Source organism: Streptomyces saintjeani (genome assembly GCF_055409605.1).
This window is the reverse complement of sequence record NZ_CP189624.1, coordinates 4,620,018-4,642,324: the sequence shown is the minus strand read 5'-3', so window position 1 is coordinate 4,642,324 and position 22,307 is coordinate 4,620,018. Positions and strand designations below refer to the sequence as shown.

Here is a 22,307-nt window from a genome sequence, read left to right as displayed (position 1 = left end):
TCAGCTCCCTGTCGGCTGTCGCGGCAGTCCGGCGGCCACGGTCGGAATCCGTGGGCGCCCGGCGGGGTCACGGGCCTCGTGTCCGCCTTCGGAACTCCAGACCGCTTCCACGGCCCGGTCGGTCTCGTACATCGTCCGCAGGCCCGCGGCCTGCTCCATCAGCCGGCTCGCGGTCGACGTGCGCGACGGGTCGCCGGCGGCGGCCATCAGCCAGGCGGCCGAGGAGGGTTCGGTCTCCGGGGGGATCACCAGCAGGTCCCAGCGGCCCGTCCGGTAGGAGAGCAGCAGCAGTTCGTGCGGGTCCTGCTCGGCGAGGAACCAGCCGACCTTCACCACGTGCCCGGCGACGGGCACCTTGTGCGGGACGACGGGCCAGAGGGTGGGGTTGACCGTGACCCGGGTGATCCGCCCCCAGAGCGGGTCGAGTACGTCCGTCAGGGAGGGGAGCTCCGCCGTCAGGTCGCGGGAGCGGGGCCACCAGGCGCCGTCCAGCAGAGCGGGCGCGGAGCCGGCCGGCGCCAGCGTGAGCCGGAGCGGCGCGGGGGGCCGGTCGTCGGCTGCGAGTGTCGGTGAGGAGGAGCGGGTCGTGATCATGACGGGGACCCTGCCCCGGACCGGCTGCGACCGGCCCGGCATATTCGATCGCCGGGAACGACACGGGCGTGGAAGCCGGTGCGCGAAGTGTCCTCGGTATGTCAACCCTACTCCCCGGACCACCCGAACGGGCGTACGGCAGACGGCGGATCGCGGCCAGATCGCGCCGTTCAGGTCCCCGGGACCGCCCGCCCGGTGCCGGTGTCGATGAGGATCTGTCCGGCCTGCTTGCCGCTGCCGGCGCGGACGGCCTCGGCCATGGCGGTGCGTGCGGCGTCGGGTGTGGCGTGCGGCGGGATCACGAGGAGGGAGAAGAGGTCCCGCTCACCCCGGGTGACGAGAACGGTGTCGTCACCGACCGGAGAGGGGTCGATGCGGACGACGCGGTCGTCGACGGTGATCCGCGTCGGCAGCCCTTCCCAGGCGTCGGTGTCCAGGCCGACCCGGGTGACGGGCCCGAGGTACTCGGTCAGTGCGGTGATCAGGCCGGGCAGCTCGGCGGCGATGTCGCGGCTGCGCGGCCACCACGCCCCGTCGAGGACTCCCTCCCGGTCGTGTGTCGTCTCCAGCCGTACGACGGCCGTCCCCGGCCGTACGGCTCGGTGGAGGGCGTCCGGGAGCGGTCCGGTCACCTGCGGGGAGCCGGAGTCGGACATCGTGCTCGCCTCCCTGCCTGGCAGGATGCGGGGAAACCGGTCGGCTTCCCCGTTCCACGGTACTCTCCGGCCGTCCGATGGCGTACGGCTCCCGAGTCGCGCAGCGGCTGACCTGCCGTCAGCGCCATACGCGGCCCCGAGTCGCGCCGATGACCTGCGGATTCCGGCGCCTTGATCCCCTGAGCCGCCTGGCGCTGAAGTCCGGGAGCCTGTCCGGGGGACCGGCCGAGTCGGACGGCGCCCGGTGGCCCCGGGCCATGGGGTGAAGGCCCGCCGGTGACCGCGAGCGCTCATGGCGGCGGAACGGTTCAGCGGGCGTCCGTGAACCGGATGTACCGCGCCGGTACCGCCTTCGTCAGCCACACCCCGTTCGCGCTGACCTGGAACACGTGCCCGTCCCGGTGCATGGCCCCGGAATCGACGGTGAGGACGACCGGCCGCCCCCGCCGCGCACCCACGCGGGTGGCCGTCTCGCGGTCCGGGGAGAGGTGGACGTCGTGCCGGTTCATGGGCCGCAGACCCTCGGCGCGGATCGACGAGAGGGCGCGCGGATGAGTGCCGTGGAACAGATACGCGGGTGGCACGGTCGCCGGAAGCGCGAGGTCCACCGAGACGCTGTGCCCCTGGCTCGCCCGTATCCGCGTGCCCTCGATCGCGAAGCGCTTCTTGTCGTTCGTCGCGACGACGTGGTCCAGCTCCTCGCGGGTGATGGGGAAGCCGTGGGCGGCGGTGGCCGCGAGGAGGGCCTCGATCTCCGTCCAGCCCGCCTCGTCGAGGCGCAGACCGATCCGCTCGGGCTGGTGGCGCAGGTGCTTCGAGAGGTACTTGGACACCTTCACGGTGCGATGGTCGGCGGTCATCCCCTCAGTGTGCGGAGAGAGATGTGGATCACGCACCCAATTTTCGTCCCCAGGTTTGATCCACAACCAACCGTAGTTATCCACAGGGCAATTGGGGATTCTGTGGATAACCGACCGAAAGAATGCGGCATTTGGGCAACTCAAGCCGCACGCAAGCTACTTGGCCAACTCCCTTACGGCCGGGGCTCGTAGCGAGCGAACGCCCTCAACACCCTTGGCGACAGCCGCGACAGCAGCCGCGACCCCTTCGCCTCCGGCGTCACCGGTACGACGGCGTCGTTGCGGACGACCGCGCGCACGACCGCGTCGGCGACCTTCTCCGGCGGGTAGTTGCGCCGCCCGTACATCCGCGACGACCTCTCCCGCCGCCGCTCCTGCTCCTGCGTGTCGACGCCCACGAACGTCGCGGTCGAGGTGATGCCCGTGTTGATCAGCCCGGGACAGATCGCGCTCACGCCGATCCCCTTGCCCGCCAACTCCGCGCGCAGGGACTCGCTCAGCATGAGGACGGCCGCCTTGGACGTGCCGTACGCGGACAGCACGCGCGAGGGCTGGTACGCGGCGGCCGACGCGATGTTCACGATGTGCCCGCCCTGCCCGCGCTCGACCATGTCCCGCCCGAAAAGGCGGCAACCATGGATGACGCCCCACAGGTTGACGTCCAGGACGCGCCGCCAGTCCTCGGTGCTCGTGTCGAAGAACGAGCCCGACATGCCGATGCCGGCGTTGTTGACCAGCACGTCGACCACACCGTACGACTGCCGTACCTTGTCGGCGAGTTCCTCCATCGCCTTCTCGTCGGAGACGTCCACGGCCTCCGCCCACGCCTCCCGCGCGCCCACGAGCCGCGCCAACTCGGCCGTACGCGTGGCGCTTTCGGCGTCGCGGTCGACGGCTATCACGCGCGCGCCCGCCTCCGCGAAGGCGAACGCGGTGGCCCGCCCGATGCCGCTGCCCGCGCCGGTGACCAGCACGAGTTGGCCCGCGAACCGCTCCGCGTGCACGCCGGACGGGGTCGCCGAACGCGCCTGCCCGGCCTCGACGGACGTCACGAACTCGGCGACCCAGGAGGCTACTTGGTCGGACCGAGTACGCGGCAGCCAGTGCTTGGCGGGGATCGTGCGCCGGGTCAGGCGCGGCGCCCACGTCTCCAACTCGTCGTACAGCCTCGGCGACAGGAACGCGTCGTCGAGCGGCGTGATGAGCTGCACGGGCGCGTGCGCGTAGGCGTCCGCGCGCGGGCGGCTCAGCCGGGCGCGGACGTTGTCCCGGTACAGCCAGGCGCCGTGGGCGGCGTCCGAGGGCAGGGACGCGGTCGGGTACGAGAGGTCGTCGAGCTTCTCCGTACGGCGCAGCAGGGCCGGCCAGCGCTTGCCGAGCGGCCCGCGCCAGGCCAGTTCGGGCAGGACGGGGGTGTGCAGCGCGTACACGTACCACGACTTGGCGCCCTGGCCGAGGAGTTGGGCGGCCTGGCGCGGAGTCGGCCTGTGCAGACGGCGGTTGATCCAGTGGCCGAAGTGGTCGAGGGACGGTCCCGACATCGACGTGAAGGACGCGATACGGCCCTCCGTGCGCGCTACGGTCACGAACTCCCAGGACTGCACGGACCCCCAGTCGTGCCCCACGAGGTGCACCGGACGCCCCGGGCTGACCGCGTCGATCACCGCGAGGAAGTCGTCCGTCAGCTTCTCCAGCGTGAACCCGCCCCGCAGCGGCTTCGGCGCGCTCGAACTCCCGTGTCCGCGCACGTCGTACAGCACCACATGAAACCGCTGTGCCAGGCGTGCCGCGACCGGCGCCCACACCTCCTTCGTGTCCGGGTAGCCGTGCACGAGGACGACGACGGGGTTCCCCAGCTCGCCGAGTTCCGCCACGCACAGCTCGATCCCGCCGGTGGTGATCCGGCGTTCGCGCGCCCCGTCGAGCATCGTCACTTCCCCTCCGCCCACTGCCGCACGTGCGGCAGGTCGTCGTCCAGCCAAAAAGCGCTCTCCGCTTGGTCCTTGGAGTCCGTGACGACCAGGATCTCCTCGAACTTCGCGCCGGTGCCCCGGAATCCGAGATGCGGTTCGACCGCCCATAGCCCCGGCTGCGGGGGGTGGTCGGAGAAACGGTACGGCGACCACAGCGGCGACCATCCGTCGCGGTGTCCGTGCAGGGCGTCCGAGGCGAGTCCCTTGAGGGACTGGACGCCGAATCCGAACAGGTGCGGGGAGAAACGCCGTTGGGTCACCCGGTCGACCTTGTGGGCGATCACACCGAAGGGGTAGGCGCGATGCCGGTTGGCGTAACCCTGGAGAGCCATGAGGCGGTCCACGTCCTGGTAGATCTCGCGCAGCGGCCTGCGCTCGCGGACCTCCCCGAGGATCAGCTCGCGGTGCGCCTCCAGGTCGGCCATCAGGCGTTCCTGTACGGGGTTGGCGCCGAGCGACCCCGAGTAGCCGATGTCGGCGGTGTAGCCCTCGTACACGGGCGCGAGGTCCAGGATGAACGGCATCCCGGGCTCCAGGCGGCGGTTGGTCGGGAAGAACTGGAGGGGGATGCGGAAGTTCGTGAACGCGGTGCGGTCGCCGAACCAGGCGAAGGGGAGGTGGAACCAGTCCTTCACGCCGCGCTCGCGCATCCACCGGCGCTGCATGTGCGCGGCCTCGCGTTCGGTGACGCCCGGTGTCAGCCGGGCCGCGACGTCCTGCGCGCACGCGTAGGCGAGCCGCTGGACCTGGCGGAATCCCCGCAGGTCGGCGCGGGAATCGGGGGTCACTGCCGTTGTCATGGCACCTCGCCGTGCGGTTGCGATACGCGTCCGTAACTTGACCACGCCGAATCTGGCACTTGTTAGAGAAACCGTCAATAGGGTGGGGTCACGCCGGCCGGTAATACCTGGCCCGGACATCTGGGCCCGCCCGTACCTCTCAGGTAGGGCATCCCTTAGCCGTCCCCTACATCTCAGGTACGGGGTGAAGACGGCTCTCCGGAGTGACGACCGAGTGTGTGTCGGGTCACTACCTTCGAACTGTGACTGTGATCGCGACCGAAAGCCTGAGCAAGCGGTTCCCGAGGGTGACCGCTCTCGACCGGCTGTCCGTGGACATCGGAGCCGGTGTGACCGGACTGGTCGGTGCCAACGGCGCCGGCAAGTCCACCCTGATCAAGATCCTCCTGGGTCTGTCCCCCGCGAGCGAGGGCCGAGCCGAAGTGCTCGGACTCGACGTCGCGACCAAGGGCGCCGCCATCCGCGAGCGCGTGGGCTACATGCCGGAGCACGACTGCCTCCCGCCGGACGTCTCGGCGACCGAGTTCGTCGTCCACATGGCCCGCATGTCCGGCCTCCCGCCCACGGCGGCGCGCGAGCGCACGGCGGACACGCTGCGGCACGTCGGGCTGTACGAGGAGCGCTACCGCCCCATCGGCGGCTACTCGACCGGCATGAAGCAGCGCGTCAAGCTCGCGCAGGCGCTCGTCCACGACCCCCGGCTGGTCTTCCTCGACGAGCCGACCAACGGCCTCGACCCCGTCGGGCGCGACGAGATGCTCGGCCTGATCCGCCGTATCCACACCGACTTCGGCATCTCGGTCCTGGTCACCTCCCACCTCCTGGGCGAACTGGAGCGCACCTGCGACCACGTCGTCGTCGTCGACGGCGGCAAGCTCCTGCGCTCCAGCTCCACCACCGACTTCACCCAGACCACCACCACCCTCGCCGTCGAGGTCACCGACACCGACGACCACCCGGACGGCACCCGCGCGCTGCGCGAGGCGCTCCTCACGCGCGGGGCGGACGTCCAGGACGGCGGCGCGGGCCTCCCCGGCGCCGGCCACCTCCTGCTGCTGACCGCGCAGGGCGAGGAGACGTACGACCTGGTGCGCGACCTCGTAGCCGACCTCGGCCTCGGCCTGGTCCGCATGGAACAGCGCAGACACCACATCTCCGAGGTCTTCACCACCGCCGACGAGCAGAGCGCGCAGAGCAAGGAGGCCGTCGGCCATGGCGGTTGACCACACCGCGGGAGAGACCTCCCGCATCCACGACATCGGCTACCGGGGCTACGACGGCCCCCGCCTCGGCCGCGCCTACGCCCGCCGCTCGCTGTACGCGCAGTCCCTGCGCGGCGCCTACGGCCTCGGCCGCTCGGTGAAGTCCAAGGTCCTGCCGATGCTCCTGTTCGTCGTGATGCTCGTGCCGGCCGCCATCATGGTCGCCGTCGCGGTCGCCACGAAGGCCAAGGAACTCCCCCTGGACTACACGCGGTACGCGATCGTCATGCAGGCCGTCATCAGCCTGTACGTCGCCTCCCAGGCGCCCCAGTCGGTCTCCCGCGACCTGCGCTTCAAGACGGTCCCGCTGTACTTCTCGCGGCCCATCGAGACCGCCGACTACGTCCTCGCGAAGTTCGCCGCGCTGGCCTCGGCGCTGTTCGCGCTGACCGCCGCCCCGCTGCTCGTCCTGTACGTGGGCGCGCTGCTCGCCAAACTCGACTTCGCCGACCAGACCGAAGGCTTCGCACAGGGACTCGTCTCCGTGGCACTGCTCTCCCTCCTCTTCGCCGGCCTCGGCCTGGTCATCGCCGCGGTCACCCCCCGGCGCGGCTTCGGCATCGCCGCCGTCATCGCCGTCCTGACCATCTCCTACGGCGCCGTCTCCACCCTCCAGGCCATCGCGCACGAGCAGTCCAGCGGCGGTTCGATCCCCTGGATCGGCCTCTTCTCGCCGATCACGCTGATCGACGGCATCCAGACCGCGTTCCTCGGCGCCGGCTCAGCCTTCCCCGGCGGGGTGGGCCCGTCGACCGGCGAAGGCGCGGTCTACGTCCTCGTCACCCTCGGACTGATCGCCGCCTGCTACGGCCTGCTGATCCGCCGCTACCGGAAGGTGGGCCTGTGACCACGCTCTCCCTCGACCACGTCTCCCGCTGGTTCGGCAACGTGGTCGCCGTCAACGACATCACCATGACCATCGGCCCCGGCGTCACCGGACTCCTCGGCCCCAACGGCGCCGGCAAGTCCACCCTCATCAACATGATGGGCGGCTTCCTCGCCCCCTCCACCGGCACGGTCACCCTCGACGGCGTCCCCGTCTGGCGCAACGAGGAGGTCTACAAGCACATCGGCATCGTCCCCGAGCGCGAGGCGATGTACGACTTCCTCACCGGCCGCGAGTTCGTCGTCGCCAACGCCGAACTCCACGGCCTCGGCGCCAAGGCCGCCCAGAAGGCGCTGGCCACCGTCGAGATGGAGTACGCGCAGGACCGCCGGATCCAGACCTACTCCAAGGGCATGCGCCAGCGCGTCAAGATGGCCAGCGCCCTCGTCCACGACCCCGCGCTGTTCCTGCTCGACGAGCCCTTCAACGGCATGGACCCCCGCCAGCGCATGCAGCTCATGAACCTGCTGCGCCGCATGGGCGACGAGGGCCGTACGGTCCTGTTCTCCTCGCACATCCTGGAGGAGGTCGAGCAGCTCGCCCGGCACATCGAGGTCATCGTCGCCGGGCGGCACGCGGCGAGCGGCGACTTCCGCCGTATCCGCCGCCTCATGACCGACCGGCCGCACCGCTACGTCGTGCGCTCCAGCGACGACCGCGCGCTCGCCGCGGCGCTCATCGCCGACCCGTCGACCGCCGGTATCGAGGTCGACACGGCGGAAGGCGCGCTGCTCATCCAGGCCGTCGACTTCGGCCGCTTCACCGCCCTGCTGCCGCGGGTGGCCCGGGACCACGGCATCCGGCTCCTCGCCGTCTCGCCGTCCGACGAGTCCCTTGAGTCCGTGTTCTCGTATCTGGTCGCGGCGTAGGAGGCCCTGATGTACGACCCCACTGTCGCCCGGCTCACCTATCGGGCCCTGCTCGGCCGGCGCCGGGCGCTCATCCTCGGCGCGCTGCCGATGCTGCTCATCGTGATCGCCGTCATCGTGCGGGCCCTCGCGGGCGCCGACGACCAGACCGCCGTCGACCTGCTCGGCGGGCTCGCGCTCGCCACGATGGTGCCGATCATCGGCGTCATCGCCGGGACCGGCGCGATCGGGCCCGAGATCGACGACGGGTCCGTGGTGTACCTGCTGTCCAAGCCGATCAAGCGGCCGACGATCATCTCGACGAAGCTCATCGTCGCCATCGCCGTGACCATGGTGTTCTCGGCGCTGCCGACCTTCGTCGCCGGGCTCATCCTCAACGGCAACGGCCAGCAGATCGCCGTCGCATACACCGTCGCCGCGCTCGTCGCGTCCATCGCCTACGCGGCCGTGTTCCTGCTGCTCGGGACCGTCTCCCGGCATGCCGTCGTCTTCGGGCTCGTCTACGCGCTCGTCTGGGAGGCGCTGTTCGGGTCCCTCGTGCCGGGGGCGCGCACGCTCAGCGTCCAGCAGTGGTCCCTCGCCGTCGCGCACGAGGTGACCGGCGGCGACCTCGTCACCTCCGACGTCGGGCTCACCACCGCGGTGGTCTTCCTCGTCGCCGTCACCGGGCTCGCGACCTGGTACGCGGGCCAGAAGCTGCGCAGCCTCACGCTCGCCGGGGAGGAGTGAGCCGGTCGATCTATGAGGGGCCTGTGAGGTGCCGGTCGGCCTTGACGGAGGTTTCACCTCCGTCCGGGCACACTGGCGTAAAGGGGACGGGGACAGGAGGGAAGGATGGCGGAGGAACGACCGCGGGACGAGGTCTGGGACGAACTCGTTCTCGACGAGGACTTCGTGCGGGGCGCGGAGGCGAGTGAGCCGTCCGCCCGGGCGCGGATGCTGTCCGCGAAGTGGAGCCGCGAGGCGCCGGAGCCGCAGCCCTGGCGGTCCGACGAGCCGCCCGCAGGATGGTTCTTCAGCAAGGCCCGGCGCAAGAGGTGGCGGCGGAAGTAGGGGTTCTCTTCGGCCCGGCGTTAATCAGTGGCGGTCAACTGGCTGAGCAGGCACAGTAGTTGTGTCCGCATCGCCGGTTTTCGGGCGGTGTCACGTACGGGGAGAGAAGCGAGGCGCACGTCCATGCACGACAGGACGTCTCGCTTCCATCAGGGCAGTCCGCCGCGGGCTCCGGAGTAGTCGCTCACTCCGTCCGGGCCCGTGTGCGAGGACGCCCGGGGCGGCCACTTCGAGCACGCGAGATCACTCTCGCGTGGGCCGCCCACCCGCGTGAGCTGTGTGGGGACCCGCACCCGGCACCCCTCAGACCCCGCCCTCCAGCAACCGCTCCAACACCACCGCGATCCCATCCTCCTCGTTGGACGCGGTCACCTCGTCCGCCACCGCCTTCAGCTCCTCGTGCGCGTTGGCCATGGCCACCCCCCGGGAGGACCACGCGAACATCGGCAGGTCGTTCGGCATATCGCCGAAGGCGATCGTGTGGGCCGACTTGAGCCCGAGGCGTCGCGCCGCGAGGGAGAGCCCCGTGGCCTTGGAGAGGCCGAGCGGCAGCAGTTCCACTATCCCCGGCCCCGCCATCGCGACCGTGACGAAGCCACCGGCAGCCTGGCGGGACGCCTCCGCCAACTCGTCGTTCCCCAGCGTCGGATGCTGGACGTAGATCTTGTTCAGCGGAGCGGCCCACAGCTCGGCCACATCAGTGAGCGGAGTCGCCGGCAGGTTCCCCACGCTCGCGTACCCCGGCCCGACCAGCACCTCCCCGTCCAGCCCGTCCCGGCTGGCCGCGAGGTACAGCGGCCCCACCTCCGCCTCGATCTTCGCGAGAGCGACCCCCGCGAGCTGCCGGTCCAACGTCACGGACGTCAGCAGGCGATGCGCGCCGGCGTCGTACACCTGAGCCCCCTGCCCGCAGACGGCGAGCCCGGTGTAGCCGAGGGAGTCGAGAATGTGCCGGGTCCAGGGGACGGCACGCCCGGTGACGACGATGTGGGTCGCCCCGGCGGAGGTCGCCGCGGCGAGAGCGGCGCGTGTACGGGGGGACACGGACTCGTCGGCCCGCAGCAGCGTCCCATCAAGGTCGGTCGCGATCAGCTTGTACGGAAAACCGCCCGCACCGCCACCGCCCGCACCGCCACCGGCAGCCTCATTCACGGCACCCTCACGTCCACTCAAGTCACCCTCACTCGGATCGACCCCCACCAGAGACCCCCCACCAGAGACCCCCCGCCACGCACATAACAGGGGACGCCCCCGGAAAGGGACGCCCCCTATAGAACCCCGCCCAGCTCAAGAAACCGTCGGCTCCAGAACCTCACGCCCGCCCAGGAACGGCCGCAGCACCTCCGGCACCCGAACCGACCCGTCCGCCTGCTGATGGTTCTCCAGGATCGCGACGATCGTGCGCGGCACAGCACACAGCGTCCCGTTCAGAGTCGCCAGCGGACGCACCGTCTTGCCCTCCCGGTACCGGATGGACAACCGCCGCGACTGGAACTCGGTGCAGTCTGACGTGGACGTCAGCTCGCGGTACTTCCCCTGCGTGGGAATCCACGCCTCGCAGTCGAACTTCCGCGCGGCGGACGACCCGAGGTCACCGGTCGCGACATCGATCACCCGGAACGGCAGCTCCAGCGACGTGAGCCACTGCTTCTCCCACTCCAGCAGCCGCCGGTGCTCCGCCTCGGAGTCCTCGGGCGCGACGTACGAGAACATCTCGACCTTGTCGAACTGGTGGACCCGGAAGATCCCCTTCGTGTCCTTGCCGTGCGACCCGGCCTCGCGCCGGAAGCAGGGCGAGAACCCGGCGTACCGCAGCGGAAGCCGCTCCGCGTCGAGGATCTCGTCCATGTGATACGCGGCGAGCGCGACCTCGGACGTCCCCACGAGGTACAGGTCGTCCTTGTCGAGGTGGTAGACGTCCTGCGCGGCCTGCCCGAGGAACCCGGTCCCGGCCATCGACTGCGGACGCACCAGCGCCGGCGTCAGCATCGGCGTGAACCCGGCGGCCGTGGCCTGCGAGATCGCCGCGTTGACGAGCGCCAGCTCCAGCAGCGCGCCGACCCCGGTGAGGAAGTAGAAGCGCGAGCCGGAGACCTTGGCCCCCCGCTCGACGTCGATCGCGCCGAGCAGCTGCCCCAGCTCCAGATGGTCCTTCGGCTCGAACCCCTCGGCGGAGAAGTCACGGATCTCCCCGTGCGTCTCCAGCGTGACGAAGTCCTCCTCGCCGCCGACGGGTACGTCGGGATGGACGAGGTTGCCGAGCCGGAGCAGCAGCTCATGGGTCTCGGTGTCCGCCGCGTCGCGCTCGGCGTCGGCGGCCTTGACGTCGGACGCCAGCTGCGAAGCCTTCTTGAGCAGCTCCGCCTTCTCGTCCCCGGCGGCCTTGGGGATCAGCTTGCCGAGCTGCTTCTGCTCGGCACGGAGTTCGTCGAAGCGGACGCCGGACGACCTGCGCCGCTCGTCGGCGGACAGGAGGGAGTCGACGAGCGCGACATCCTCTCCACGGGCACGCTGCGACGCGCGCACACGGTCGGGGTCCTCACGGAGCAGGCGAAGGTCAATCACAGGCCCAAGGCTACCGGTGTGCACCGACGGCCCACGACCGACTATTGCCCCGTCCCGAAAAGCCGGTTACGACCCGTTATGAGGGAATTGCGGAATGTGTCAAGGGAATCCGCCCCCTTCCCCGAGACTGATCACCCCAGGGGCTCCAAGTTGACTCGACTGCCTTGCGGAAGAAGGGACTTGGGGGCCGGTTGTCCACAGTGATCCACACCCCGGGAAAAGTTATCCACAGGGTGTGCGAAAGATCTGTGGACATCGGGAACGATCTTTCCCGCACGTTGCCCCGTACCCGGAAATTCTGTCCTAAACGCGCCTCGTATCCACTTTCGAGTGGAAACGCGTCGCTCCAAAGGATTGCGCGCAGGAAACAAGTGGACGAAGGGTGACCCACCCACCGGTGGACAACCTGAGGGTCAGGGTGCCGATTTGTCGACTGAGTACCATCGAGCAGTCGACTTATCCCCAGGTCGAGAAGCCCACCTGTGGATAACTCCTGTGGATAACTAGCGGTACGCCTGTACTACTAGAAACGCCCGTCCTGGCACCGCGCCACCCACTCCGACGCCGCCACGAACTCCGCGTCCGACGTCCCGGGGAACGGCACCGCCACATCCCCCGCGTCGACGACGTCCGCGCGCGGGTACGAGCCCAGGAACCGCACCTCGCGGCAGATCCGCTTCAGCCCCATCAGCGCCTCCGCCACCCGCCGGTCGTTGATGTGCCCCTCGGCGTCGACGCAGAAGCAGTAGTTGCCGATCCCCGCCCCGGTCGGCCGGGACTGGAGCAGCATGAGGTTGATCCCCCGCGTCGCGAACTCGCCCAGCAGATCGCGCAGCCCGCCGGGGTGGTCGTCGCTCTGCCACAGCACGACGGAGGTCTTGTCGGCGCCGGTCGGCGCGGCGGGCCGGGCCGGACGCCCGACCAGCACGAACCGGGTCTGCGCGTTCTCCGCGTCGTGGATGCCGGTCTCCAGGGCCTCAAGGCCGTACCGCGCGGCGGCGAACTCGCCGGCGAAGGCGGCGTCGTACCGGCCCTCCTGGACCAGGCGCGCCGCGTCCGCGTTCGAGGCGGCGGACTCCCAGAGCGCGTCGGGGAGGTGCTTCTTCAGCCAGTTCCGCACCTGCGGCTGGGCCGCCGGGTGCGCGGAGACCGTCTTGATCTCGGAGAGCTTCGTCCCCGGCCGCACCAGCAGCGCGAAGGTGATCGACAGCAGCACCTCGCGGTAGATCATCAGCGGGGTGCCCGCGACCAGCTCGTCGAGGGTGGTCGTGATCCCGCCCTCGACGGAGTTCTCGATCGGCACGAACGCGGCCTCGGCCTCGCCGCCCCGCACCGCGTCCAGCGCGGACTGCACGGACACGTACGGAACCAGTTGCCGGGTAGCCGTTTCGGGCAACGTCCGCAGAGCGACCTCCGTGAAGGTGCCCTCGGGACCGAGATACGCATAGCTGGCAGGCATGGCCTCACCCTAATGGCCCTTGCGAAACGCGGCCCACGCATCTCACGGTCGAGTGAACCTGCGTGACCTCACCCTTCGAGCAGCGCCTGCCCCACGTACCCGCCCTTCTCAGCCCCGCCCGGCACCGCGTACAGCCCGCTCGACTCGTGCCGGATGTACTTCGACAGCGCGTCCCCCCGGTCCAGCTTCCGCTGCACCGTCACGAACCCCCGCAGCGGATCGGCCTGCCAGCAGATGAAGAGCAGCCCGGCGTCAGGCGTCCCGTCCGCGTCGATCCCGTCGTGGAACGAGAACGGCCGCCGCAGCATCGCCGCACCTCCGTTCTGATCCGGCCGGGAGATCCGCGCGTGCGCGTTGATCGGCACCACCAGATCCCCCTTCGCGTCCACCTTCTCCAGATCCATCGCGGTCGTCTCCGACCCCCCGGACAGCGCCGCGCCGTCCGCCTTCCGCCGCCCGACGACCTGCTCCTGCGCCGCGACGGTCAGCTTCTCCCAGTCGTCGAGGAGCATCCGGATGCGGCGGACGACGGCGTAGGACCCGTTCGCCATCCACGCGGGGTTCTCCGACGACGAGCCGGACGCCGGTACGAAGATCCGCTGGTCGAAGTCCGGCTCGGACGGCTTCGGATTGCGCGTCCCGTCCATCTGCCCCATGAGATTCCGCGCGGTCATGGGGTGGGAGGTGGCCCCCGGCGACCGGTTGAACCCGTTCATCTGCCAGCGCACCTTCGCGGCGCTCCCCACGTCCTTCTGGATCGCGCGCAGGGCGTGAAAGGCGACGAGGGCGTCGTTGGCCCCGATCTGCACCCACAGATCCCCGTCGCTCCGGGCCTTGTCGAGCCGGTCCGAGGAGAAACTCGGCAACGGGTCGAGCCCCACGGGCCGCTGCTTCTCCAGCCCGGTCCTCGCGAAGAAGCTGTGCCCGAAACCGAAGGTGATGGTCAGCGAGGAGGGCCCGGCATCCATGGCGATCCCGGTGTCCTCCTGCCCCGCGGCCTCCCCCGCCATCAGCCGCTCGGCCGTCCGCGACCACCGCCGCATCAACGCGACGGCCTGCGCCCGCCCCGCCCCCGCCGCCAGGTCGAACGCCACGACATGCCCACGGGCCTGGAGCCCCTGAAGAATCCCGGGCTGATGTTTCACGTGAAACGCGACCGCCTCCGCCCCCACGGACGTCAACGGCGTCGCCTCACCCGGCGCGGTGGCGTACGCGACACCCGCACCGGCCGCCGCGCCGAGCACCAGCCCGGTCGCACCGGCCGTACCGAGCAGCGCCCGGCGTGAAAGTCCTTCCTGCGTAGGCGTTTCCGGGGTCGTACGGGGCTCCGAAAGGGTCACGGTTCAGCCGATCTGCGCGTTCTTGGAGACGGTCGTCTGGTCGATGTCGGAGGTCCGGACGGTGACGGCGATCTTCCACTCGCCGGCCACCGGGATCTGTACTCCGTTCGCCGCCCAGTGACCGGTGGTGATGTGGTCGGGGGTGACGGGCAGGGGCCCGATCTTCTGGGATTCGAGCGTGAAGGAGACCTTCAGCTCGGGGACGTCGATGGGCTGCCCGTTCGCGTCGGTGAGGTAGACGTGCAGCTCGTTGGCCCCGGTCCCGGCGGGGTCCATGTCGACGCTGACGACGCCCTTGCCCTTGGCTCCGCCGGTGTCGAAGCTCATGTCGAGCGTCAGCGCGCCCCCGGTCCCGTCCGAGACGGCACCGGACGACACGGAGTTCGCGGCCTTGGCGTCCAGTTCGGTACGTCCGGGCTCGGTGGACGTGAGGACCGTGGTCACGGCGAGCAGGACGACGGCGACACCGGCCTCGGCGAGCACGGAACGCCGCAGCCCGAACCGGTTCGCGTCGCCGTCCCGCAGCTTCTTCTGCCGGGTGTTGTCGACGGCGGCCTGCTGCCGGGCGAGTTGGGCGGCGCGCTTGGAGTCACCCGTCGCGCCGTCGGCACCCTTGCGCGCGGCGACGGGCTCCTTGACCTTGCCGGAAGCCGGCGCCTCGGCCTCGTCGCTGTCCTCGACCTCGGTGGTGGTCGCTTCTTCAGAACCCGCCGAGACCTGGCCCACCAGCCTCCCGGTCCACCGCCGCGACACCGAGGCGATCCCCACCAGCACCACCACCAGCCCGATCTTCACCAGCAGCAGCTGCCCGTACGACGTCTCCGTGAACGCCGACCACGACCCGAGCTGCCGCCAGGACTGGTAGATGCCGGTGCCGATGAGCGCCAGCACACTCCCGAACGCGATCTGCGAGAACCGCCGCACGGCAGAAGCCTCGACCGGCTGATCCGCAGGCGCCCGGTACAAGGCGACCAGCAGCGTCACGAGCCCGCCCAGCCACACCGCCACCGCCAGCAGATGCACGATGTCGACCGGCATGGCGATGCCCGCCTGCAACCCGGTCGACGCGTGCTCGGCCAACGCCCAGCTCGCGGCCAACCCGGCGGCGACGACCGTCCCCCCCACCGCCAGCCCGAACCGCAGATCCCGCTTCTCCTCGTCGTCCCGCTTGTCATACGCCCCGAACAGCACGGCGATGAACAGCGCGGCAGCGGCAAGCAGCAGCAGCCGGGAGACGAGCGCGGCCCCCGCCTTCGTCTGAAGCACATCCCCCAGCAGCGACAGGTCGAAGATGTCCCCGACCTTCCCGGACCCGGTGTACGACCCGCGCACGAGCAGCAGGAACAGCGTGGAGGCGGTGAGCGTCAGCCACCCCCCGACGACGAGCCGCTGCACGGCCCGTACGGAACTCCCCCGCGACCAGCAGGCGAGCACGAACGCGGCCCCGCCGACGAGGACGATGAACCCGGCGTACGACAGATACCGCCCGGTGTCGTAGAGCGCCCCCACGACCCCGCCCCCGGCTTCCCGCACGGACGCCGAGACGCTGGTCTCGGAGGCGGCCCCGATGGAGAACGTGTACGCCCCGGCGACGGGATGGCTGTCCTCGGAGACGATCTGGTACGTGACCGTGTACGTCCCGTCCGGCAGCCCGCTGCGCAGCGGCACGGCGTACGACGTCCCGCCCGTGTTGTTCGCGGCGCCCGCGTCGACCCGGTTCCCCTTGGGGTCCAGGACGCGCACGGAGTCGCGGTCGGTGGCGATCTTCTCGGAGAACGTGAGCGTCACCTGTGTGGGGGCCTGCGCGACCACCGACCCCTGCGTGGGATCGCTGCCGGTGAGCGCGGCGTGCGCGGACGCGGGCGCGGCACCGGCGAGGAGCGCTCCGGTGACGGCCAGGAACAGCAGCACCCAGGTGCGCACGCGCGAGGTGGTGGCCGACGGCATGTGTTTCCCTCCCTCAGTTCCCGGTCTTCGGGACGTACGTCGCCGACTCCACCGGAATCTCGACCTCCATGGCCTTCGATTCGGCGAAGTGCAGGGTCACGGTCACTTTCTCGCCCTGCTTCGGCAGTCGCCCCAGCTTCTCGAACATCAGATGGTTACCGCCGCTCTTGAACACGAGTTGACCGTGCGCGGGCACATCGAGGGCGCTGACCTCGGACATCGACCCGCCGCTGGTCTCGTGCAGGGTGACGGGCCCGGCGGGGCTGGTCACGGACGTCAACTCGTCCTTCGTACCGCCCTTGTTGCTGATGGTCAGGAACCCGGCGGCCATGTCGGACACGGGCTGCGGGATGTAGGCGGCGCCGACGGACAGGGCGGGACCGCCGGCGTCGGAGGACCCGCACCCGGCGAGCAGCAGCACCGCCCCGACCCCTACGGCGGCGAGCCTCACGGCTTGGCTCCCTGCATCAGCTTCGGCAGGTCCTTGATGTAGTCGTCGACGGTCGCCGACTCCGTGTAGAGGACGTAGCCCCCGTCGGTCTTCGGCGAGAACGCGACCACCTGCGTGCCGTGCGTCGAGACCATCTTGCCGTTCTTGTCCTTGTGCGGCGGCTCGATGGTGATGCCGACGGTCCGGGCGGCGGCCTGGATCGTCGTGAAGTCGCCGGTCAGCCCCACGACCTGCGGGTCGATGCCCTTGAGCCAGGAGGCGAGCGCGGCCGGGGTGTCCCGCTCGGGGTCGGTCGTCACGAACACGACCCGCAGCTCGTCCTGCTCGGCCTTCGGCAGCTTCGACTTGGCGACGGCGATGTTGTTCATGGTCAGCGGGCACACGTCGGGGCAGTGCGTGTACCCGAAGTACAGCAGCGTCGGCCGCCCCTTGGTCGCGGCCCGCAGGTCGTACTTCTTGCCGGTGGCGTCGGTCAGTACGAGGTTCGGCTTGGCGAAGGGCTGGTCCAGCACGATCGCGGCCTGCTCGCTGGTGTTGCCGCCCTCGTCGACGACCGAGGCGACGGACGAGGAGTTGTCGTCACCGCTCCCGCAGGCGGAGAGGGTGAGCACGGCGGCGGCGAGCAGGGCTGCCGTGGCGTACGTCTTCTTGCGCATGGAGAAATGTCCCAGATGTTCGGAAGGAGACGGGACGCGCACCGGCGAGAACCGGCGCGCGCCCACGCGGATCAGGCTCAGGCTTCGGGCGAGGCGGTACGCCGACGTCCCGCGAGCACGCCGTACGCCACTCCGGCGATCCCGACGACGATGCCCACGACACCGAGGACGCGGGCCGTCGTGTCGGTGCTGTCGGTGTCGGCGGACGACGCCGCGGTGGTCGTCGTGTTCGCGGCGGCGGCCTCGGTGGCGCCGCCGTGGTGCCCGTCGGCGGACGCGGCGGCCAGCGCCAGGGTCGGGGCCGGGTGCTCGGGCTCCTCGGCGCCGTCCGCCTGGACCTCGATCCAGCGCACGACCTCCTTGTTGGAGTACGTCTGGAGCGCCTTGAAGACCAGCGAGTCGGTGTCCTCGGGCAGCGCGCCCACCGACAGCGGGAACTGCTGGATGAAGCCGGGCTCGATGCCCTTGCCGGACGCGGTCCAGGTGACCTTCGTGACGGCCTCGGTGATCTGCTTGCCGTGCACGCTCAGCGGCTTGGCGAGCTTGCCCTTGGTGACGACGACGCTCCAGCCCTCGACCGGCTGCGGCATCACGGACGCGAGCGGGTGGTCGGCCGGGAAGGTGACCTCCAGCTTCACCGTCGACGCGTTGTCGCGCTCGTTCGGGACACGGAAGTCGACGACCGCGTACCCGCCCTTGGCGGCGGTGCCCTCCGCGACGACGGAGACGTGCGCGAAGGCGGGGGAGGACAGCGCGAGGACGGCGGTCCCGGCGACGGCGGAAGCGGCGAGGAGACGACGGGGGTTCATGGCACTCCACGGTGAGTGAGGTCGGGTGAGGGCGCACGCGCGCGTGCGTATGCCGCACGACGCCGGCCGCTCCCCTGGGAGGCGGTCCGTCGTGTCAGGCGGCGAGGGCGAGGCGGGAGCGCGTCGGCGGACCCCGCCGTACGACCGTGTGCTGAAGCTCCGTACACCGTGGCCGGGGCGGCGTCACCTGGTCCGCGCGGGGGGTGCGCGGGCCCTTGCCGGGTACGCCGGGCAGCCCCGCGAGCAGCGCGCGCACCAGCGCGAGCGCCCCGCGCAGGGACCGTACGAGCGCCCCCTCGGCGACGCCGCGCACGGACAGGTCGATCAGCCGCAGCAGCGCGCTGTCCCCGCGCCGCAGGAGCCAGCCGGCGGCGACGGCCGCGAGGACGTGGCCGAGCAGCATCGGCAGGGACGGCAGCAGCTCGGGCGTGCCGGTGCTCGCCGGAGCGGGGTGCGCGGCGGCGTCGTACACGCGTGCCTCGGTGAGGATGCGGTACGCGTGGTCCGGGCTGATCGCGGCGACCGTCGTCCCGCACAGCAGGCGCGCGGCCTGCGCGACGAGGTGGGCGTCGGCGGTGGGTGCCATGCCCGGCATGGACGCCATCGACGCGCCGCCGGACGTGTGCTGGCCGAGGCCGAACACCACGTGCAGCGCGGTCTGTCCGGCCGCGAGCAGCGCCACGATCCCCGGGAGCGAGCGTTCCCGCCCGCACAGCGGGGCGACGAGCGCGCACATCACCAGGAACCCCGCTCCCAGCGTCCACACCGGGATCGTCGCGCACGACGCGAGCGCGTGTCCGACGGCGGCCAGCACGACGCAGACCGCGGCGAACACCGCGGCCCGGATCAGCCGGAGGGGGACAGTCATGGCGGGCTCATCATCGCACTGGGCGAATCGGCGGCGGACGGCAGGTCCCAGGGAGACGCGGGGAGCTTTCTGAGGTGCGCATACACCCGTTCCGGCCCCGCGCGCATCCGCCACATGGGCGGGATCACGCGGAAATCGCGCTTACATCGGCCCTCCGGGGGCAATAGGTATCGGTATGTCGAGCCGCGACCAGAGCCGCGACCAGGAGGCTGGAACATGAGCATCTGGTGGTCACTGCATCTGCGGCGCGACGCCGCGAGCGTGCCCCTCGCACGGCGTCTGCTGCTCGGCACGATGGAGACGGCCGGTGTCGATCCCGACGTCTGCTACGACCTCTCCGTCGCGTTGAGCGAGGCATGTGCGAACGCCGTCGAGCACGGCGGGGGGACCACGTCCGAGGCGTTCCGCGTCACCGCGTACCTCGACGGCGAGAAGTGCCGTATCGAGGTCACCGACTCGGGGCCCGGGTTCGCGCACGCCGGGAGAACGCCGAGAGTCTCCGCCGCCGACTCGGAGGCGGGCCGGGGCCTGTACCTCATCCAGCAGCTCGCCGACCACGTCCACATCGGCAACAAACCCGGCCTCGGCGGCGCGGTCGTCAGCTTCGACAAGATCCTCAAGTGGCGCGAGAACGCTCCGCTGGTCGCGGTGTGACGCGGGTCTGGTTCCCGCGGCGCTCACAGCTCCCTCTCAGCGCATCCCCAGGGAACTGACGGCCACGGTCCCTACCTTCCTGGGCATGACGGGAACCCGCGAGGGCGCCTCCCAGGAGGTACGACGATGAAGAGCCCCGCCGACGACGCGCTCGCGCGAGCCGCTGTGGACGCGTTGACCGGACAGCTCGCGTTGGCACCGAAGCCGGGGTTGCCGGACCCGCGGGACATGGCGGCGCGGGTCACCCGGCGGGATCACGTGGGTCTGCGGTGGTCGGCGCGGGCGTTGACACCGGGGCTCGCGGCGATGGCCGCGGCGGCGAGACGGACGGGTGAGGCGACGCCGGGGCTGCGGGCGGAGCTGGGTTCGATAGGACGCTGTACGGAACACGCCGTGGGCCTCGCGGGCGGCGGACACCGGGGTGCGCTGTGGACCCTGGGGCTGCTGGTCGCGGCGGCTGCCCTGGACCCCCTGGCCCGGGGCGCGGACGTCACCACGGCGGCCAGACGCATCGCCGCCCACCCCGACCGCACGGCCCCCCGCCGCCCTTCCCGGGGCTCCTCGGTCTCGGCGACGTACGGCGCGGCGGGCGCGAGAGGGGAAGCCCGAGCGGGCTTCCCCCACGTCCGCAGAGCACTGACGGCCCTGTCGACGTCCCGCACAGCGGGCGCATCCGAGGAGGAGGCCCGCCTGAACGCCCTCCTGACGGTGATATCGACCCTCCAGGACACGGAACTCCTGCACACGGCGGGCCCGTTGGGCCTGAGGCGCGTCCAGGCGGGGGCCAGGGGAGTGCTGGAGGCGGGCGGCACGGCGACGGGGGAGGGCAGGGCGGCGCTGGAGGAGTTCGACGAGGACCTGAACGCGAGGGCTTGGAGCCCCCGGGGAAGCGCGGGCCTACTGGCAGGGGCCCTGTTCGTGGACGCACTCCCAGCCCACGGCCTACCGATCGCTTGACCCCCGGGGGACACCACGTCTTTTAGGGGCGCGGGGCTGTGTCGATTTGCGGCTCCGCCGCGTGGGCGCGACCAGCCACAGACAACCCGCACTCCGCAACGATGGCCGGACACCCCTCTGGAACCCGGCCATCCCCGCAACCTCAGCCCTTGAGCGAAGCCATCCAGGACTCCACCTCGTCCCCCTGCCGAGGAAGCCCATCGGACATGTTCCGGTTCCCCTCCTCCGTCACCAGGATGTCGTCCTCGATCCGCACCCCGATCCCCCGGTACTCCTCAGGCACCGTCAGATCGTCGGCCTGGAAGTACAACCCGGGCTCGACGGTCAGCACCATCCCCGCCTCCAGCGTCCCGTCCACATACGACTCCACCCGGGCGGCGGCACAGTCGTGAACGTCCATCCCGAGCATGTGCCCGGTCCCGTGCAAGGTCCACCGGCGCTGAAGACCGAGCTCCAGCACCCGCTCCACAGGCCCCTCGACAAGCCCCCACTCGACAAGCCGCTCGGCCAGCACCCGCTGGGCGGCGTCATGGAAGTCCCGGTACTTCGCACCGGGCCGCACGGCGGCGATCCCGGCCTCCTGGGCGTCGTACACGGCGTCGTACACCCGCCGCTGCACATCACTGAACCGCCCGTTGACGGGAAGGGTCCGCGTCACGTCGGCGGTGTAGTACGTGTGGGTCTCGACCCCGGCATCGAGCAGCAGCAGGTCACCGGCGCGCACCGGCCCGTCGTTCCGCACCCAGTGCAACGTGCAGGCGTGCGCCCCGGCAGCCGCGATCGTCCCGTACCCGACGTCGTTCCCCTCGACCCGGGCCCGCAGGAAGAACGTCCCCTCGATGTACCGCTCGGACGTCGCCTCGGCCTTGTCGAGGACCCGCACGACGTCCTCGAACCCGCGCGCGGTCGAGTCGACGGCCTTCTGCAACTCCCCGACCTCGAACGCGTCCTTGACGAGCCGCGCCTCGGAGAGGAAGACCCGCAGCTCCTCGTCCCGCTCGGCGGTGACCTTGTCGTGGAGGGCGGCCTCGATGCCGGCGTCGTAGCCACGGACGACGCGGACGGGCCCGGTCGCCTCGCGGAGCGCGTCCGCGAGCTTGCGGACGTCGGAGACGGGAACGCCGTACACCTGCTCGGCCTCGGAGAGGGAGTGCCGGCGCCCGACCCACAGCTCGCCCTGCCCGGAGAGCCAGAACTCGCCGTTCTCGCGGTCGGAGCGGGGGAGGAGGTAGAGGGTGGCGGCGTGTCCGCCGGCGGCGACGGGCTCCAGGACGAGGACGCCGTCCTCGGTCTGGTTGCCGGTGAGGTACGCGTACTCCACGGACGCCCGGAACGGGTAGTCCGTGTCGTTGGACCGCACCTTGAGGTTCCCGGCGGGGACGACGATCCGCTCACCGGGGAACCGCGCGGACAGCGCGGCCCGCCGGGCAGCCGTCTCCGTGGCCTGCGGAATCGCGGTGAGGTCCCGCAGTTCCGTGTCGGCCCACCCGGACTTCATGTTCTCGGCGAGTTCGTCCGAGACCCCGGGATACAGCGCGTTCTTGCGCTGCTTGATCGGCTCCTCGGTCTCGCCTTCCGGGGTGAGCTCGTCTGCCACGGTCTTCCTCCTCCATACGGCACGGGACCGTCCCACGACATCGGGACTGCC

22 protein-coding genes are annotated in these 22,307 nt (G+C 70.8%); 7 read left to right on the top strand and 15 right to left on the bottom strand.

Annotation, left to right across the window (positions count from 1 at the left end; all coding sequences use genetic code 11):
• The 5 genes from ACQCO7_RS21065 to ACQCO7_RS21045 form a co-directional block, all read right to left on the bottom strand.
• Complete coding sequence (locus ACQCO7_RS21065; protein WP_464073310.1) at positions 1 to 594, bottom strand: DUF5994 family protein; 594 nt, start codon at positions 592 to 594, stop codon at positions 1 to 3.
• A gap of 170 nt (positions 595 to 764) precedes the next feature.
• On the bottom strand, positions 765 to 1,250 hold the full coding sequence (locus tag ACQCO7_RS21060) for a DUF5994 family protein (protein ID WP_464073309.1): 486 nt from the start codon (positions 1,248 to 1,250) through the stop codon (positions 765 to 767).
• Between the two features lie 308 nt (positions 1,251 to 1,558).
• On the bottom strand, positions 1,559 to 2,110 hold the full coding sequence (locus ACQCO7_RS21055) for an RNA 2'-phosphotransferase (protein ID WP_464073308.1): 552 nt from the start codon (positions 2,108 to 2,110) through the stop codon (positions 1,559 to 1,561).
• A 173-nt stretch (positions 2,111 to 2,283) separates the two neighbouring features.
• Positions 2,284 to 4,044 (bottom strand): SDR family oxidoreductase, encoded by a 1,761-nt coding sequence (locus ACQCO7_RS21050; protein WP_464073307.1) that lies wholly within the window; start codon positions 4,042 to 4,044, stop codon positions 2,284 to 2,286.
• Entirely contained in the window at positions 4,041 to 4,883 is an 843-nt protein-coding gene (locus ACQCO7_RS21045) for a M24 family metallopeptidase (RefSeq protein WP_464073306.1), read from the bottom strand. The genes ACQCO7_RS21050 and ACQCO7_RS21045 overlap by 4 nt, the downstream gene beginning before the upstream one ends.
• A 248-nt stretch (positions 4,884 to 5,131) precedes the next feature.
• On the opposite strand from ACQCO7_RS21045, the gene ACQCO7_RS21040 reads away from it, so the two are divergent.
• From ACQCO7_RS21040 to ACQCO7_RS21020, 5 genes are all read left to right on the top strand, one after another.
• Positions 5,132 to 6,106 carry an ABC transporter ATP-binding protein gene (locus tag ACQCO7_RS21040; RefSeq protein WP_464077257.1) on the top strand — a complete coding sequence of 325 codons (975 nt, stop codon included), beginning with the start codon at positions 5,132 to 5,134 and terminating at the stop codon, positions 6,104 to 6,106.
• Positions 6,096 to 6,992, top strand: coding sequence for an ABC transporter permease (locus ACQCO7_RS21035; protein WP_464073305.1), 897 nt, complete (start codon positions 6,096 to 6,098; stop codon positions 6,990 to 6,992). The genes ACQCO7_RS21040 and ACQCO7_RS21035 overlap by 11 nt, the downstream gene beginning before the upstream one ends.
• A complete protein-coding gene (locus tag ACQCO7_RS21030) occupies positions 6,989 to 7,900 on the top strand; it encodes an ABC transporter ATP-binding protein (protein ID WP_464073304.1) in 912 nt (303 codons plus the stop codon). The genes ACQCO7_RS21035 and ACQCO7_RS21030 overlap by 4 nt, the downstream gene beginning before the upstream one ends.
• 9 nt (positions 7,901 to 7,909) lie before the next feature.
• The gene (locus tag ACQCO7_RS21025; protein WP_464073303.1) at positions 7,910 to 8,629 is read left to right on the top strand and encodes an ABC transporter permease; all 720 of its coding nucleotides are present in this window, start codon (positions 7,910 to 7,912) and stop codon (positions 8,627 to 8,629) included.
• Between the two features lie 105 nt (positions 8,630 to 8,734).
• A complete protein-coding gene (locus tag ACQCO7_RS21020; RefSeq protein WP_464073302.1) occupies positions 8,735 to 8,953 on the top strand; it encodes an SGM_3592 family protein in 219 nt (72 codons plus the stop codon).
• Positions 8,954 to 9,256: 303 nt separating this feature from the next.
• Here ACQCO7_RS21020 and ACQCO7_RS21015 read toward each other — a convergent pair whose 3' ends face one another.
• From ACQCO7_RS21015 to ACQCO7_RS20975, 9 genes are all read right to left on the bottom strand, one after another.
• The gene (locus tag ACQCO7_RS21015) at positions 9,257 to 10,105 is read right to left on the bottom strand and encodes an HAD family hydrolase (protein WP_464073301.1); all 849 of its coding nucleotides are present in this window, start codon (positions 10,103 to 10,105) and stop codon (positions 9,257 to 9,259) included.
• 135 nt (positions 10,106 to 10,240) lie between these two features.
• Positions 10,241 to 11,518 carry a serine--tRNA ligase gene (gene serS / locus ACQCO7_RS21010; RefSeq protein ID WP_464073300.1) on the bottom strand — a complete coding sequence of 426 codons (1,278 nt, stop codon included), beginning with the start codon at positions 11,516 to 11,518 and terminating at the stop codon, positions 10,241 to 10,243.
• Between the two features lie 523 nt (positions 11,519 to 12,041).
• Complete coding sequence (pheA, locus tag ACQCO7_RS21005; protein WP_464073299.1) at positions 12,042 to 12,977, bottom strand: prephenate dehydratase; 936 nt, start codon at positions 12,975 to 12,977, stop codon at positions 12,042 to 12,044.
• A 68-nt stretch (positions 12,978 to 13,045) separates the two neighbouring features.
• Positions 13,046 to 14,317 (bottom strand): iron uptake transporter deferrochelatase/peroxidase subunit, encoded by a 1,272-nt coding sequence (gene efeB, locus ACQCO7_RS21000; RefSeq protein WP_464073298.1) that lies wholly within the window; start codon positions 14,315 to 14,317, stop codon positions 13,046 to 13,048.
• Between the two features lie 3 nt (positions 14,318 to 14,320).
• Positions 14,321 to 16,264, bottom strand: coding sequence for a copper resistance CopC/CopD family protein (locus tag ACQCO7_RS20995; protein ID WP_464073297.1), 1,944 nt, complete (start codon positions 16,262 to 16,264; stop codon positions 14,321 to 14,323).
• A gap of 13 nt (positions 16,265 to 16,277) precedes the next feature.
• Entirely contained in the window at positions 16,278 to 16,715 is a 438-nt protein-coding gene (locus tag ACQCO7_RS20990; RefSeq protein WP_338684385.1) for a copper chaperone PCu(A)C, read from the bottom strand.
• Positions 16,712 to 17,371: an SCO family protein gene (locus ACQCO7_RS20985; RefSeq protein ID WP_338684383.1), complete on the bottom strand. Its 660-nt coding sequence runs from the start codon at positions 17,369 to 17,371 to the stop codon at positions 16,712 to 16,714. The genes ACQCO7_RS20990 and ACQCO7_RS20985 overlap by 4 nt, the downstream gene beginning before the upstream one ends.
• Before the next feature lie 77 nt (positions 17,372 to 17,448).
• A complete protein-coding gene (locus tag ACQCO7_RS20980; protein WP_464073296.1) occupies positions 17,449 to 18,180 on the bottom strand; it encodes a YcnI family copper-binding membrane protein in 732 nt (243 codons plus the stop codon).
• Between the two features lie 94 nt (positions 18,181 to 18,274).
• Positions 18,275 to 19,048 carry a hypothetical protein gene (locus tag ACQCO7_RS20975; protein WP_464073295.1) on the bottom strand — a complete coding sequence of 258 codons (774 nt, stop codon included), beginning with the start codon at positions 19,046 to 19,048 and terminating at the stop codon, positions 18,275 to 18,277.
• A gap of 216 nt (positions 19,049 to 19,264) precedes the next feature.
• Here ACQCO7_RS20975 and ACQCO7_RS20970 point away from each other — a divergent pair, with 216 nt between their 5' ends.
• Positions 19,265 to 19,702 (top strand): ATP-binding protein, encoded by a 438-nt coding sequence (locus tag ACQCO7_RS20970; RefSeq protein ID WP_464073294.1) that lies wholly within the window; start codon positions 19,265 to 19,267, stop codon positions 19,700 to 19,702.
• Positions 19,703 to 19,828: 126 nt separating this feature from the next.
• A complete protein-coding gene (locus tag ACQCO7_RS20965) occupies positions 19,829 to 20,659 on the top strand; it encodes a triphosphoribosyl-dephospho-CoA synthase (RefSeq protein WP_464073293.1) in 831 nt (276 codons plus the stop codon).
• 142 nt (positions 20,660 to 20,801) lie between these two features.
• Here ACQCO7_RS20965 and ACQCO7_RS20960 read toward each other — a convergent pair whose 3' ends face one another.
• Positions 20,802 to 22,256: an aminopeptidase P family protein gene (locus ACQCO7_RS20960; protein ID WP_464073292.1), complete on the bottom strand. Its 1,455-nt coding sequence runs from the start codon at positions 22,254 to 22,256 to the stop codon at positions 20,802 to 20,804.
• Between the last annotated feature and the right edge of the window lie 51 nt (positions 22,257 to 22,307).